This window comes from Dysgonomonas sp. (assembly GCF_035323175.1).
Lineage (GTDB): Bacteria > Bacteroidota > Bacteroidia > Bacteroidales > Dysgonomonadaceae > Dysgonomonas.
In genome coordinates this window covers 177,589-192,010 of the sequence record NZ_DAOKYH010000002.1, presented here as the reverse complement: position 1 = coordinate 192,010, position 14,422 = coordinate 177,589, and the positions used below count along the sequence as shown (strand labels likewise).

Annotated in this window: 14 protein-coding genes; 7 read left to right on the top strand and 7 right to left on the bottom strand. The window is 36.0% G+C overall.

All coding sequences use genetic code 11. The features are described from left to right. Positions 1–34: 34 nt before the first annotated feature. From ettA to PKC55_RS03915, 4 genes are all read right to left on the bottom strand, one after another. Positions 35–1,723, bottom strand: a complete 1,689-nt coding sequence (gene ettA / locus PKC55_RS03930; protein WP_135103936.1) for an energy-dependent translational throttle protein EttA — start codon at positions 1,721–1,723, stop codon at positions 35–37. A gap of 5 nt (positions 1,724–1,728) precedes the next feature. Continuing rightward, on the bottom strand, positions 1,729–2,286 hold the full coding sequence (locus PKC55_RS03925; protein ID WP_291124139.1) for a DUF1697 domain-containing protein: 558 nt from the start codon (positions 2,284–2,286) through the stop codon (positions 1,729–1,731). 13 nt (positions 2,287–2,299) lie between these two features. Continuing rightward, on the bottom strand, positions 2,300–3,955 hold the full coding sequence (locus PKC55_RS03920) for an AMP-binding protein (RefSeq protein ID WP_291124141.1): 1,656 nt from the start codon (positions 3,953–3,955) through the stop codon (positions 2,300–2,302). 98 nt (positions 3,956–4,053) lie between these two features. Beyond that, complete coding sequence (locus tag PKC55_RS03915) at positions 4,054–4,983, bottom strand: LysR family transcriptional regulator (protein WP_291124143.1); 930 nt, start codon at positions 4,981–4,983, stop codon at positions 4,054–4,056. A 233-nt stretch (positions 4,984–5,216) separates the two neighbouring features. Here PKC55_RS03915 and PKC55_RS03910 point away from each other — a divergent pair, with 233 nt between their 5' ends. Beyond that, positions 5,217–5,879: a YceI family protein gene (locus PKC55_RS03910; RefSeq protein WP_291124145.1), complete on the top strand. Its 663-nt coding sequence runs from the start codon at positions 5,217–5,219 to the stop codon at positions 5,877–5,879. A gap of 76 nt (positions 5,880–5,955) precedes the next feature. After that, positions 5,956–6,780 carry a 4,5-DOPA-extradiol-dioxygenase gene (gene ygiD, locus PKC55_RS03905; RefSeq protein ID WP_291124147.1) on the top strand — a complete coding sequence of 275 codons (825 nt, stop codon included), beginning with the start codon at positions 5,956–5,958 and terminating at the stop codon, positions 6,778–6,780. A gap of 16 nt (positions 6,781–6,796) precedes the next feature. Here the strand turns inward: ygiD and PKC55_RS03900 are convergent, their stop codons facing one another. After that, the gene (locus PKC55_RS03900; RefSeq protein ID WP_291124149.1) at positions 6,797–7,735 is read right to left on the bottom strand and encodes a hypothetical protein; all 939 of its coding nucleotides are present in this window, start codon (positions 7,733–7,735) and stop codon (positions 6,797–6,799) included. Between the two features lie 312 nt (positions 7,736–8,047). Here PKC55_RS03900 and PKC55_RS03895 point away from each other — a divergent pair, with 312 nt between their 5' ends. The 4 genes from PKC55_RS03895 (at position 8,048) to PKC55_RS03880 (ending at position 11,698) form a co-directional block, all read left to right on the top strand. Next, on the top strand, positions 8,048–8,428 hold the full coding sequence (locus PKC55_RS03895) for a hypothetical protein (protein ID WP_291030457.1): 381 nt from the start codon (positions 8,048–8,050) through the stop codon (positions 8,426–8,428). Beyond that, the gene (locus PKC55_RS03890) at positions 8,425–8,994 is read left to right on the top strand and encodes an RNA polymerase sigma factor (protein WP_291124151.1); all 570 of its coding nucleotides are present in this window, start codon (positions 8,425–8,427) and stop codon (positions 8,992–8,994) included. Before PKC55_RS03895 ends, PKC55_RS03890 begins: the two co-directional genes overlap by 4 nt. 344 nt (positions 8,995–9,338) lie before the next feature. Then, positions 9,339–10,289 (top strand): tetratricopeptide repeat protein, encoded by a 951-nt coding sequence (locus PKC55_RS03885; RefSeq protein ID WP_324371945.1) that lies wholly within the window; start codon positions 9,339–9,341, stop codon positions 10,287–10,289. Between the two features lie 443 nt (positions 10,290–10,732). Then, positions 10,733–11,698: a hypothetical protein gene (locus PKC55_RS03880; RefSeq protein ID WP_291126229.1), complete on the top strand. Its 966-nt coding sequence runs from the start codon at positions 10,733–10,735 to the stop codon at positions 11,696–11,698. Positions 11,699–11,784: 86 nt separating this feature from the next. Here the strand turns inward: PKC55_RS03880 and PKC55_RS03875 are convergent, their stop codons facing one another. Together PKC55_RS03875 and PKC55_RS03870 are read right to left on the bottom strand one after the other, a co-directional pair. Next, positions 11,785–12,372 carry a DUF1287 domain-containing protein gene (locus tag PKC55_RS03875; protein WP_291126231.1) on the bottom strand — a complete coding sequence of 196 codons (588 nt, stop codon included), beginning with the start codon at positions 12,370–12,372 and terminating at the stop codon, positions 11,785–11,787. Between the two features lie 88 nt (positions 12,373–12,460). Continuing rightward, entirely contained in the window at positions 12,461–13,225 is a 765-nt protein-coding gene (locus tag PKC55_RS03870) for a hypothetical protein (protein ID WP_135103948.1), read from the bottom strand. Between the two features lie 462 nt (positions 13,226–13,687). Between PKC55_RS03870 and PKC55_RS03865 the strand changes: the two genes are divergently transcribed. After that, positions 13,688–14,410, top strand: a complete 723-nt coding sequence (locus tag PKC55_RS03865; protein ID WP_283686395.1) for a pirin family protein — start codon at positions 13,688–13,690, stop codon at positions 14,408–14,410. Positions 14,411–14,422 lie beyond the last annotated feature (12 nt).

The window sequence follows — 14,422 nt, the reverse complement described above, 5'->3', positions numbered from 1 at the left end:
TAATTTCTGTAACGTTGCATAAACGTTACTTTTTTTAATTCATAAGCTTACGATAGCGGATACGTCTTGGTTCAACGTTGCCTAATCGTGCTTTTTTGTTCTCTTCGTATTCGCTATAGCTGCCTTCGAAGAAGAAAACTTCCGAGTTTCCTTCAAATGCCAGTATATGAGTACAAATACGGTCGAGGAACCAACGGTCGTGGGAAATAACCACTGCACAACCTGCAAAGTTTTCGAGCCCCTCTTCAAGTGCACGTAAAGTATTTACGTCAATATCGTTGGTTGGCTCATCCAGTAGCAATACATTCGCTTCCGATTTCAATGTAAGTGCTAAATGTAAGCGGTTGCGCTCACCACCCGACAATACACCTGTCAGCTTTTCCTGGTCGCCTCCCGAAAAATTGAAACGAGAAAGATAGGCACGTGCATTGATTTCTTTGCCTCCTACACGAACAAATTCACTCCCTCCGGATATTACCTGATATACACTTTTGTTAGGATCTATATCAGCATGCGATTGATCTACATATCCTATTTTTACTGTCTCACCCACTTCGAATGTGCCTTTATCTGCTTGTTCGAGTCCTTGTATCAGTCTGAAGAGCGTGGTTTTTCCTGCACCATTCGGTCCTATGATACCCACAATGCCTGATGGTGGAAGCATAAACTCGAGATTGTCGAATAATAGTTTATCTCCAAATGCTTTGCCTACACCGTGTGCTTCTATCACTTTGTTTCCTAAACGAGGACCATTCGGAATAAATATTTCTAGTTTTTCTTCACGTTCTTTCTGGTCGGCATTCAAGAGTTTCTCGTAATCGTTCAAACGGGCTTTACCTTTTGCCTGACGAGCTTTAGGAGCCATTCTCACCCATTCCAACTCGCGTTCGAGGGTCTTGCGGCGTTTGCTTGCTTGTTTTTCCTCTTGTTCCATACGTTTGGTCTTTTGTTCGAGCCATGAGGTATAATTTCCTTTCCAAGGAATACCTTCACCGCGGTCGAGCTCAAGAATCCATCCGGCTACATGGTCTAGGAAGTAGCGGTCGTGGGTAATACAAATTACAGTACCCTTGTATTGTTGGAGATGTTGTTCCAGCCAGTCAATTGATTCTGCATCAAGGTGGTTGGTTGGCTCATCCAGCAATAATACGTCCGGTTCTTGTAATAGCAAACGGCACAATGCTACACGGCGGGCCTCTCCTCCCGACAGATTGGCTGCCAATTGGTCTTCAGGCGGACAACGAAGAGCATCCATTGCACGCTCTAGTTTATTATCTATATTCCAAGCGTCACTTGCATCTATCTTGTCTTGCAATTCTGCCTGACGTGCAAAAAGGGCATCCATTTTGTCCGGGTCTTCGTAATATTCAGGCAGACCGAATTTTTCGTTTATGCCTTCGTATTCCTTTAGTACATCCATTATCGGTTGTACTCCTTCTTGCACAAGTTCTTTAACGGTTTTTGCAGGGTCAAGTTTTGGATCTTGTTCCAAGTACCCAACCGAGTATCCTTTATCTGATACAATTTCTCCCTGATACTCTTTGTCTATACCGGCTATGATCTTTAGTAATGTTGACTTACCCGAACCGTTGAGCCCGATGATGCCAATTTTAGCCCCATAGAAAAAAGAGAGGTAGATATTCTTTAATACTTGTTTTTGTGGCGGGTACGTTTTACCTACGCCAATCATTGAAAAGATGATTTTTTTATCGTCTACTGACATGTCTGTTATATAAAATTATTTGTACCTAATTCTACTAATTTATTTATTGTTTTTATATTTCGAGAAGTGCAATATTCATCTGCTTTCTGCAAAGCATTGGCTAATTTCGAATTTCTGATAGTTTTATCAAATAAAACATATACATCCCGATTGATTATTTCAAGCCTGTCATTTCCTTGTTTTCGTGCTGATATACGTTCTTTGCTACTTTCAGATAAAGCTTCTTTATACAGAAACAAATAGAACACTTCACCTTCTGCATTTTGCTCTATATATCGAATATCATTCTCCGAAAATGGAATACAATTCAAAAGTTGCTTTAATTCTGTTAGAGTTCTTAATATAACCGCAATATTTAGTCCGAATGTTTCAAAAATAGATGCTTCTATTTTTGTCTCTAAAGCTTCCTCCGTATCATCTGATGTGAAAAGAATATTGCCGCTTTGGATATATGTTATAGCATCCGATATTCCCATGTTAGCAAACATGAGTTTCAGGTCGGACATCTTTATGATATTTTTCCCTCCAACATTAATTCCCTTGAGGAACGCAATATATACCACCTTGGAATATTATTTATCGTTGATACAAGAATCGTTTTATACTCCGTTTTGGCGTTTTTTCGAATTCTTGCTCCTGTATTCTGAAGTTTGCAACTTGACTATAGCTTGGCAGTCGCTTGTTGATAGATTTTCGTTCAGTAAGGAAAATGTCGGAATACTCGCTTTCCTTTATATCATGCTTCTTCATATAGTCCTTGTCCGGGTATATGAGAGCGATCAGTTTCCCATTTTCTTCTATGATGAGCGATTCGGATACAAATGGAGAATTATTATAAAAGCCTTCTATCTCTTCCGGATAAATATTTTGTCCTGAAGCTCCGAGTATCATCGTTTTGCTACGACCTTTGATAAATATAAAACCATCCCTGTCCATTACGCCTAAATCACCTGTACGTAACCATCCGGCTTCGTCTATGACATGCTTTGTCGCTTCTTCATTCTTGTAGTATCCAAGCATTACATTCTGCCCTTTGACCATGATTTCTCCTGTCTCGGTTTCCATATTCGATGATTCGATACGTACACTCATTCTGTCTACAGGACGTCCGCAAGATCCGGGTTTGTACGTTTCCCAATACTCGTAAGAAATCAGTGGCCCGCATTCTGTCATACCATATCCAACAGTGTATGGGAATTTTATGTCTGTAAGGAACTGTCCTACTTCTTTGTTGAGAGCAGCACCGCCAATCACAACTTCGACCAGCTTACTACCAAACATCGGTATTAGTTTGTCTGCAATCTTTTGATATACTTTTTTTCTGAAGAAAGGAATTTTTATCAGCGTTTTCACCGGCTGCTTCTTTAACTCAGGAAACACACGCATCTGTATGATTTTCTCAATAATCAGCGGCACAGCCAGTACTAAAGTCGGATTTACCTTCGCAAAGGCATCCATTATAATTTGAGGAGACGGAACGCGTGTCAGATAATGAATATGACAGCCTTTGGCGATGGATAATAAAACTTCAAAGGCTAATCCGTACATGTGAGCCATCGGTAGCATGCATACAATACCGTCACCGGCTTTTACAAATTCGATATTATCTATAGCAAACCGTGTATTAGACCATAGGCTACGATAAGGAACCATAACGCCTTTCGGGTTGCTTGTTGTACCTGATGTATAATTTAGTACGGCTAATTCGTCGGGCGACTCGTCGTGTACTACTACATCTTCTTTCGTAAAGCCATTGGGGAATTTTTTCAGTAAAGCCTGATCTAAATTGGCACAGGATGCTAATAATTTGGCAGACCGTGATTTCTGTACAGAAAAGTCATCTATCAAAAGGATAGTTTCCACAGTAGGGATTTGTATCGGGTCTATTTTCGACCATACAAACTCATCGGCAAAGAATACTTTCGATTCCGAGTGATTTACTAGGGAATGTATACTTTCTCCACTAAAGTCGTGCAGTATTGTTGTTATCACAGCACCATAGGTGAGGGATGCAAAAAAGGCAACTGCCCAGTTTGCTGAATTTCGTCCGCAAATAGCTATTTTATCACCTTTTTGGACGTCCATATCTTCGAATAGAATATGCAATTGAGCCATCTTTGTGGCGAAGTCCTTATATAGATATGTTTCGCCATTATAATCTGTGAGAGCCGGTCGCTCCCAGTTGTTACATATTCCGTCTTTTATGAGGGTTAGAAATTTTCCGCTTTCCATATTTTAAATTGTACTAGGTAATGTATACAAATATACACAAAAAACTAACTTTTTTGTGAATTAGGTAGAATCATAACTTAATTTTGTTTTTTAGGTTGCTATACAGTTGTTAAATCTTCCATATTCGTATCAACATGTTTTAATATGAAAGATTTGATTTTTTCTACATACTGTGGCTGTATCTTATTCTTATTGTAAGCTAAATAGAGTGTATTCGTTGCCGTAATTGTTCCTTTCCATAATGTCTTTACCCATTTGTTTTCTAAAGCCTTTCCTGCTATTATGTCAGATGATACAGCAAGACCACTATTGTTTTTTATGGCTTTTAGGATAGATACGTTATCCGGAATTACAGCATGTAATTTCAGTATAGGGCGTTTTTTGAAGCTCTCTCGCCAGAAGCGCCTGATAAGAGGCAGATTATTGTCGTAGGCATACCACTTATGAGCTTTAAGCCATTTCTCGGCTTCGCTCAAATTGTTTTTTGCTATTAGGTCATCAAATACTGTTGTGTCCATACTCGAATTGCATACAATCATAAATGACTCGGTGAATAGAGGCTCATAGGTGAGCGTATCATCTGATTTGCTCTGCCTGGTGATGATTGCAATATCCAGATCATTGTTGATAAGCTTGCCTGTGAGTTCGTCTGCCAATCCGTATTCAACGGTTAGGTGCAGATCATCTTGACTACCTATATGTTCGGCCAGATAATCCGAAAAGAGTTCTGCCGGAGTACCAAAGCGTATGCTTGGAGCTTTGTTGAGTACCGTTCTTTTAAATTCGGTTTCAACTCGTTCGAGGTTGTCTATTGATTCTACTATCTGCGTGTAAAGCTGTTTTCCATACTCCGTCGGAACCATTTTGCGAGGCATTCGTATAAATAGAGGCTGACCGATATAGCTTTCTAGGGATGCCAATTGAATGCTGACATTGGGTTGAGATACCATAAGTTCCTGTGAAGCCTTTGTGAGCGTACCATATTGATAAATGGCTTTAAATGTCCTGTACCATTCTAAGTTTACCATTACTATTTGATTGCAAATTATAAATTCATGAATTGAAATTGAACAATCTTCAGGGTTACAGAGTTCTATATTTATTAGAAACTATTAGCAACCAAAGACTAATGAAATACAAATCTATAATTTTTTTTATGATAATGTATAAATATTGCTATTTTGTAAATAGAAAATGATAATTTAACTTTGCATCATATTTAATAGAACAAATCGATTAGTATTTAAAAATTATAAATAATATGAAAACATATTTATTAGCTATTGCGGTAGTATTGTTTGCCGTGTCTTGCAATACAACAACCAAGAACAAGGTAGAAGGAACAGATGCTCAGTCGGCAGCAACAGGAACAGGTGAACAATTGGTAGTAGATACAACAGCGTCTACCATTAAATGGAAAGGGTCTAAGGTTGGAGGAGACCATGTAGGAACAATCGCATTGAAGAGTGGACAGTTAGCTGTAAATGGAGAAGAGGTAGCTTCAGGTAGTTTTGTGATTGATATGAATAATATTGTAGATGAAGACCTTCCTACTCAGATATTAAAAGATAAACTCACAGGTCACCTTAAAAGTGGAGATTTTTTTGATGTCGCTGCTTATCCCGAAAGTACATTTACTATTACTAAAATAGCAAAGGCTGCTCATCCTACCGATAGTGTAAACTATGAAGTGAGTGGCAACCTGAAACTGAAAGATGTAGAGAAAAATATTACATTTGGAGCTAAGATAACAAAAGAAGGAGATGTATATAAAGCTGTTACAGTTCCATTCTCTATAGATCGTACGCAATGGAATGTAAAATATGGATCTAAAACTCTTTTTGCAGACTTGAAAGAGAATATCGTAAACGATAATATTGAACTACAGATAACTATAGTAGCAAAGGCAGCTCAGCAACAATAAATATATTTATAAATAGGTAGATGAGATTCAGCTCTGATCGTAGGTCAGGGCTGTTTTTGTATATAAGATTAGAATTATGACTCTGAAAGAATTACATAAAAAGGTTATGTCTTTTGATGATACTCCTTTGATGCCTGTTGTTTTTGTGGGACATGGAACCCCAATGAATGCAATAGAAGATAATGAGTTTGTGCATGAGTGGAATCGGCTGGGAAGTGAGCTGCCAAAGCCTCGTGCTATTCTTTGTATCTCAGCGCACTGGGAAACAAGGGGGACATTTGTGACAGCAATGGATATGCCTAAAACAATTCATGATTTCTACGGTTTTCCAAGAGAATTATATAATCAGCACTATGCTGCGCCCGGTTCACAAGACTTGTCAACTATTGTGAAAGATCATGTAAAAGCAGTAGAACTTGATTACGAATGGGGCTTAGATCATGGTAGCTGGAGTGTGTTGAAGCATATCTATCCTTTGGCTGATATACCTGTTGTACAACTTAGTATAGACCACTTTAAAGGACCAGAGTATCACTATGAACTGGCTCGCGAACTGTTTTTTCTGCGTTCTAAAGGCGTTTTGGTAATCGGTAGTGGCAATATGATCCATAATCTCAGAATGGTGAAAGTAGAAAATGGAGATTTCAATACGGAATATGGTTATGATTGGGCGTTTGAACTGAATGATATTTTCAAAAATAAAATCCAAGAAGAGAATCACAATGCTTTGATTGACTTTAGCCATCTGCACGATTCTGCACGACTAGCTATTCCTACTCCGGAGCATTATATTCCGCTACTCTATATCTTAGCCTTGCAAAAGAAAGGAGAGGAAGTCCGATTTTTTAATGATAAGGTTATAGCCGGATCTTTGAGTATGACGTCTTTGATTATATCTTAGAGTGGAGAGAAATCTACTATTTTGTGCTTACTATTTTATCGCCTCTGAAGTTTAATTGTCCTGCCGGATAAAACCATTGTTCAGTATTGCCATTTTTAACGACTTCTGTAGGCTCACCCCATGCCAGGCGAGTCATATCTTTGGTCATACCAACCCTGATTTTGTTTTGCAATATACGGCGGAAATTGTTTATATTATATTTCTTTGTCAACTCGTTAGCTTCAGTTGCAGTGTATACTTTTTTTATACCTTCGTTGTTATTCAAAAGAGAGTAGGGGATTGCGGTTTTTAATCCACCTTTGCTTTCTAATATCAGAGATAATTCATTGTTTGTGTTATCTATTGTCAGATCGGTACATTTCCACGTTTGACCTGTTGTAAACGATAGCGCTTTTCCGGTAGAAAGATTACGTGACATTTTCAGGATGTCGTCGGGTAGAACATATTCTTTTCCCGTTTGTATTGTTTTCTGTTTTAGAAAAAATCCTGTAACGATAAATGGAAATGTATATTCGGAATCGACATTGTATTTATAAAACAATACGTCTCCACTCGATTTTTCTTGAAGTTTCAGATAATAATCATCTGCATAGTCTTGTTTGCTCGATTTTGCTTTTGGGTGATTCAAAACTTCTAAAATCTGGAAATATTTTCCAGCCAGATCTTCATAGCGAGAATTGTAATTATCATTCGGTTTATAGATGTTCTTTTCGTCGTTTAGTATGTCGTCATCCTTTTTATACTTGAGGATAAATCCACTGTATCCATATTTTTGTGAAGGCTTATCAAGGCCTTTAAGAAATAATTCTTGTCCTGTATATTGTAGAACATCTTTTCCTAGAAAGTTTCTAGTGCTGTCGTATGGGTGAATATCTATCTCTTGCTTTTTGTTCTTTTGAGCAAATATTGAATAACTCAGTAAAGCCAAGACGGCTATTAGTAATGTTTTTCTCATTCTTTATCTTTTAAAGGGCATAAAAGTAAATATATTCGATAGAATATTCGGCTTGATGTTTGTTGTAAGTGAATTAGATTTAGTTTTTTTTGTATTTAATAAAAATCTTTCTAAAATATTTTATTGCCTCATTCGTCATAAATAATAGAGATATTTTTGAGATAAAATAAATAATGGAAAAGAAAGATATAAGTAAAACGGCTGTCCCTATAGCAATTATAGTTGCTTCATTACTGATGGCAACGATTAGTATACTTCATTTGTATTTCAGTGTGATAGAATAAGAGTTTGAGAAATAAAAGGATAAACAATATGAAAAATTTTAAAAGAAAAAAGATCGCGTACTTTTTTATATTTATTGCTGTTTTTGCAGCATCCATAGCTGTTGTAATGCTTCTGTGGAATGCTCTGATACCTTCAATAATCGGGTGGACGTCTATTAATTATTGGCAGGCGGCCGGGCTTATGATACTGTCGAGGTTACTGTTGGGCGGATTTGGACGTTTTGGTAAATTTGGAAGACATCCTCGCCATGATAAGCGAAATGAAGATTTCTACTATTGGCATGCATTAAGAGCAAAAATGAAAGATATGCCTCTTAGTGAGCGACGCGAATATATTCGGAAGCACATGAGAGAAAGATGTGAAAGAAGAGGTTTTGAATCAGATATGGCCAACGACAATAAAGAATGACAAACGATTTAGCTAAAGGACAACAGAATGTTACCGATATTTTCTATAAATATCGCGTGCAGCTGAAAAATTATATAGCTAAACGAGTCTTTTCGAAGGAGGATAGGGAAGATATTTTGCAGAATGTTTTTTATCAATTATCAAAAATAGATATGATAGAAAAACCAATTGAGCAAATGTCTGCGTGGTTGTATTCAGTGGCCAATAATCAGATCATAGACCGTAGTCGCAAACATAGGGAGGTGGATATGCCTTATGTGACAGCTAAAGATGATGAAGATACATTCTTGGCGGAGGTCTCTAGCCTTATGTTTGATAAAGATGCATCTCCCGAGACTACATATTTGCGGGCTTTGGTTTGGGAAGAATTAGACGCTGCTTTGTCCGAACTTCCGATTGAAAAACGGGAGGCATTTGAGCTGACAGAGCTTGATGGCTTTTCCTTTAAGGAAATATCAGAAGCTACCGGAGTAAGTGTAAATACACTGATCTCTCGCAAACGTTATGCCGTGCTTCATTTGCGAGAGAGGCTAGGTAATTTATATAAAGAGTTGTTAGAGGGGTGAAGACTGTTTGAGTGTTTCTTTATAGAATACTTCAATAGCTTCATCTTCTAAAAAGACTAAGAGTGGATCGCTTTTAGTCTTTTTTTGTTTTTTATAAAGGTTATAAAGGAGAATAATATCATATTTTATGTTAAAAGAGTAACTTCTTTATACTTTATGCGTTATTTATAATAAGAAGTATAACATTATTATTTCTAGAAATAATTATAATATCACTTTTTTATTTAAACACTACCATGAAGCACTTAACTGAGACAGATAAGTGCTTCTTTTTTATATAAATCAATTGAGTTTGAGTATCCGTTTTTTTTATACCTTTGCCAACATATATATCAATACAATTTATGCGCAAGACAAAGAAGATTTCACAAACACACAGTAGGTTATACTTTCTGATTCTTATTATATTCCCTTTGGTTTTTGGCTCGTGTAGATTGTTTGATAAAGATATCAGGCAAGATAAACATATTGTCTCTTTTAAGCATCAGATGGGACGGGTTGCAGATAGCTTAGATACACCGGCCGAAAGAATTAATGCATTGAAGACAATATTGGAGAACATAGAAGCCGATGAGGATTTGATAACTCCTCGAAAAAAAAATAAGTTGCTGATAGAGGCAAATTTTTATCTGAGCAATGAATATTTTAATGTCAAGAATTATAAAAAGGCAATAGAATGTACCGATATCGCCATAGGGCTTGATACTACTGATGCTACCGGGTATTATAATCGGGGAAGTATTTACCAATCGATAGGAGATGATAGCCTTGCCATGAGGGATTATACGCAGGCTATCAGACTAAATAATAATTATGCCGATGCATATTACAATAGAGGTATAATCTATGAAGTAGGTGGAGAATGTGAGAAAGCACTTGAAGACTACAATCGGGCGATAAAAGAAGAACCAAAAAATGTTGCAGATATCTATAATAATAGAGGAAATATATATTTGTCTATGAAAGATACCAGCAAAGCATTAAGCGACTATTCGAGAGTATTGGAAATAGACACTGCGAATATAAATGCATATACCAACCGAGCCGAAATATATATACTCCGCCAGGAATTTGATAAAGCTTTAGACGATTGTAATAAAGGACTTATTCTCGATCCTGAGAATATACGCCTGTATTACAAACGTGCTGCAATTTATGAGCGAAAAAATGAATATGATGAAGCTATAGCTGATTATGAAAAAGTTCTGGACTTGGATAGGCATGATTTGTATAAAGCACGAATTAAGACCAAGGAGTCTATAAGGAAATTAAAAATATTGGCTCGAAAAAGATGATATGACTATTTGATATAGTCTTCTTTTCAGAAGGGAGCTTAATAATATCTAATCTCTTTAAATAATATATAAAACGTATAGCAGCAAATAGGGAAAATCTATTTGTTGCTCTTTTATTATGCGGATTTGTTGTAGAAGTTTGCATTATGATATGCATATTTCAATATGTTTTTGGTGTGTGTTCCTCTTTTTGTAACCCTATGAGTGAGGCAAGATGTTATACTTTTCTACCGTATTTTTGGGCTCTAGAAAATGTGATAAAAATACAATTAGGATTCCTTGTAATTGTTTCCAGGCCTACTTTTACATATTTATGTGATTTTGTAAAACTAAACATATTATTCTCTTGTTTTTATATGATGAATATTCAATATAATTAAGGCTTTAATATTATTATTAATCAAGATTTATTTCTAATCTTTTCTCTCTACAACATAAATGTCATGAAAAACGAATTAAACAGTAAATTAATTATATCTATCAAAGAAGCCCTTCCTCCTCAGATAAAGGTTGCAACCTACTTAATGGATTTGCTTTCTATCGGGCGTGAAGCTGTTTATCGTAGGATAAGAGGGGATGTGTCTTTTGACTTAGAGGAGCTCTCTGTAATATCTAAAGCGTTAAGCATATCAATTGATGATGTTTTGGGTAAGAATGATACTACAGCGTTATTTAGCATAAATATGATTCAAGAAGAATCATTTTTTGAGCAATATTGTAATTCTTTGATTTTTTATACAGATATTTTTAGTAGAATGAAAATGTACTCTGGTTCTCAGGTACAAGGTGCTAATAATGAGTTACCTTTTTCATTTTACCTTTCTTATGAAAAAATAGCTAAGTTCTATTTATACAAATGGGTATATCAGCTTCAGACTTCCAAGCCTACTGTTCCGTTTTCTGAGTTCTACTTGCCTCAGAGAGTTATCGACCTGAATAAAAAGTATATTTCAGAATCTAACTCTTCTTGTCATACAACGTCTATCCTATCTCAAAATGTTTTGTCTTCATTTCTGAATACAGTAAAATACTTTTATAGACTTAATTTGTTGAACAATCAGGATCTAGAAGAAATTAAGAACGAGTTGTTGTGCATGTTGGAGAGATTGGAGTCGATGTCTATATCAGGAGTTTGGATGGATGACTTTGAATTTAACTTTTATATATCCAATATCGATTTTGATACCACTTATAGTTATATGCAGTGTCCTGAATTCGAATTGTCTACGATACGTGTATTTTCTATTAACGTAGTAAGGTCGTTTACTCCTGAAATATGTCAAGCTAACAAGAAATGGATTGAATCATTGAAGCGCTATTCTACATTGATCTCTAAAAGTGGAGATTTATACAGAACAGAATTTTTTAATAATCAGAGAAAGATTCTACGAGATATATTTATCGACTGATTTTTTTAATATAATAAGATAATTCTCAATATCTAGTTATGTTGTATTTAAGTACACTGAGTTTTTTGCGGAGGCGAATATTCTATTTATTTGCTTCTGTATGTATAATGTCCTGTCACTTTATAGCTGAATAAGCAATCTTGCAAGACTTGTCCTTGCCCTATATTATGTACTATTAGCGGCCGTTTCTTATCCGCAGACATGCGGTCTGTAACTATGCCTATATGTGTAATCCCTCCGCCTAGATCCCATGTAACAATATCTCCGACAATATAGTCCTCTGCTTTATCTGAAATTTTCTTTACAGAGCCAAACCTACTAAAAAAAGTGGCTTGATTAGGTACTCTTCGATGATCGATATTCTTATCCGTTGATTTCATACCCCATTTCTTAGGATACTTGCTAAAGTTGGCTTTCATATCTTCATGTATCTTTTGCTGCAAGTCTATACCTAGTTTGCGATATGCTCTTATTATCACATCAGTACAGACACCTTTGTCTGCCGGCACATCTCCATTCGGATAAGGGATTGTGTAATAGCCGGGATCATAAACAACTTTATCCTTAGTCAGTTCTATAGCTGCATTTGATAACCTTTTATAGAAATCGCTTTTCTGAGCAGAAATAAAGACGGATATAATGAATGTAAAGAGTATTGTTAGGCTAAGTCTCATTCTTTATTTCGGGATTTGTGATAAAGATACTAAAATATACAAATAAGATAAATGTATTTTCATTACTGACTATATACATCCAGAGAGTTTATTTCTTGTAGAATACCGGGGCAAAGTATGGCCTGTTCACCCATTTCCCGTTGAATGGATTAAGCTCACGGATTACACCGCCTTCGATTCCAAATTTTTCAGTGATTTTGACCTCTAGCGTGCCTCCGTAATATGTTTGAGGATACATACCCATCATCGGGCCTTCTACTCCGTTATGTTTTCCTCTCACGGAATATTGTCCGCGGGCATTTATTCTTATTCTGTCGCTTAAGATGAATTTCATATTTCCTCCTGCACCCACATCGTTGTAGTTTCCTCCATATAATGCATATTTTGAGGCGTAGGGACCAGCCGAAATTACTAGCCAATCTGTTGGTTGATAGTTAAAGTACATACTTACAGACCTTACTGCGCCTATGGATGGATATGTATTCTGTATAGAAGACGAACTCAGCCAAGCTTCGTTATCCAGATTCATTCCTGAATAATAGCTGTAATCATTGGCGAAAGGATACCGTGTAATCGTATTGCTTTCTACAGGAGGTCCGAGATATACATCAAGCGGAGGAAGTATTAAGTCTATAGTTGCATCATCTCCTTTTTCTAAAGGTTTATACAAATCATATTTGCTTGCAGATGATTTGTTGTTGCCCGATACATCCAGGTTCAAATAATTCTCCAACCTTTCATCAAACTTGAAAGATCCTTTCTTTAGAGGAGGAAAGCTATCTTTAGGAATCTCAGTTTGGGAATAAGAGGTAACTGAGACGAGTAAAAGTAGTATAAAGACTAGATTTTTCATGATTTCTTGTTTTTAATTACTACAACAGTAAAGTTAATAAATAATTGTGAAATAAACACATATTTCTTTGTAAAAAGAAGTTGTAAATAGCTGATAGATTTATGATTTATAGCTCATCTAGGAAATGTTTCCCTACCAAAAGGTGACAAAAGTAACAGTTTTTATCTGTTTTTGTGCTGTCACTTTTACTCATTCTTATTTACCCATATTCTTTTTTGTTATTTATATAATAAGATAAAATTAGAATAAATAAATTTATATAAATCCTTGTTCTATTGCATTGCCTTTCTGATCTATGTATTGCAATATTGTATAAATATATTTATATATATGTATGATTTATCTTATTTTGATAATAGATGGATAGTGCTTATCTTTGTAATATAAAAATAAGGTGTATTGCTATGATATACTTTATATTATAAATAGTTACTCATCAGATATAACAGAAAGGGTAGTTTTATGAAAACAACATTAATTAGAGCATCTTCAAGAGGATCAGCAAACCATGGATGGTTGAACACACACCATACATTCAGTTTTGCAAACTACTATGATCCCAACCGTATACATTTTGGCGCATTAAGGGTTATAAACGACGATATAATTGCCGGAGGAGAAGGCTTTGGGACTCATCCTCACGACAATATGGAAATAATTACTATTCCCTTGTATGGTGATTTGGAACACAAGGATAGCATGGGGCATACAGAAGTGATAAAGGCCGGAGAAGTGCAGGTAATGAGTGCCGGATCGGGTATAACACATAGTGAATACAATGCTAATGAGTATAAACCGGTAAGTCTTTTCCAGATATGGGTTTTTCCATCTCAAAAGAATGTAGAACCTCGTTACGACCAACGTGAATTTGATTTTATAGATAATAAAAATCAATTCATCCAAATTGTTGGACCGAAGAGTGATCCTTCAAATACAGCACTTTGGATACATCAGGATGCTTGGTTTAATATGGGTACTTTCGATAAAGGTGTCAACACAAGCTATCAGGTGAAGAAAAAAGGGAACGGTGTATTTGCTATGGTTGTTGAAGGAGAGTTTTCTGTCGAAGGGCAAAAACTATATCACAGAGATGCACTTGGAGTATGGGATACAGATGGTATAAATATCACTGCAGAATCTGACAATGCACGCATACTGCTGATAGATGTGCCGATGGTATTTTAATAGAAGAGGTTG

Bases quoted from the DNA above. Each gene is read 5' to 3' on its own strand.
- ettA (WP_135103936.1), bottom strand. From the start codon at position 1,723: ATGTCAGTAGACGATAAAAAAATCATCTTTTCAATGATTGGCGTAGGT.
- PKC55_RS03920 (WP_291124141.1), bottom strand. From the start codon at position 3,955: ATGGAAAGCGGAAAATTTCTAACCCTCATAAAAGACGGAATATGTAAC.
- PKC55_RS03915 (WP_291124143.1), bottom strand. From the start codon at position 4,983: ATGGTAAACTTAGAATGGTACAGGACATTTAAAGCCATTTATCAATAT.
- PKC55_RS03910 (WP_291124145.1), top strand. From the start codon at position 5,217: ATGAAAACATATTTATTAGCTATTGCGGTAGTATTGTTTGCCGTGTCT.
- ygiD (WP_291124147.1), top strand. From the start codon at position 5,956: ATGACTCTGAAAGAATTACATAAAAAGGTTATGTCTTTTGATGATACT.
- PKC55_RS03900 (WP_291124149.1), bottom strand. From the start codon at position 7,735: ATGAGAAAAACATTACTAATAGCCGTCTTGGCTTTACTGAGTTATTCA.
- PKC55_RS03895 (WP_291030457.1), top strand. From the start codon at position 8,048: ATGAAAAATTTTAAAAGAAAAAAGATCGCGTACTTTTTTATATTTATT.
- PKC55_RS03890 (WP_291124151.1), top strand. From the start codon at position 8,425: ATGACAAACGATTTAGCTAAAGGACAACAGAATGTTACCGATATTTTC.
- PKC55_RS03885 (WP_324371945.1), top strand. From the start codon at position 9,339: ATGCGCAAGACAAAGAAGATTTCACAAACACACAGTAGGTTATACTTT.
- PKC55_RS03880 (WP_291126229.1), top strand. From the start codon at position 10,733: ATGAAAAACGAATTAAACAGTAAATTAATTATATCTATCAAAGAAGCC.
- PKC55_RS03875 (WP_291126231.1), bottom strand. From the start codon at position 12,372: ATGAGACTTAGCCTAACAATACTCTTTACATTCATTATATCCGTCTTT.
- PKC55_RS03870 (WP_135103948.1), bottom strand. From the start codon at position 13,225: ATGAAAAATCTAGTCTTTATACTACTTTTACTCGTCTCAGTTACCTCT.
- PKC55_RS03865 (WP_283686395.1), top strand. From the start codon at position 13,688: ATGAAAACAACATTAATTAGAGCATCTTCAAGAGGATCAGCAAACCAT.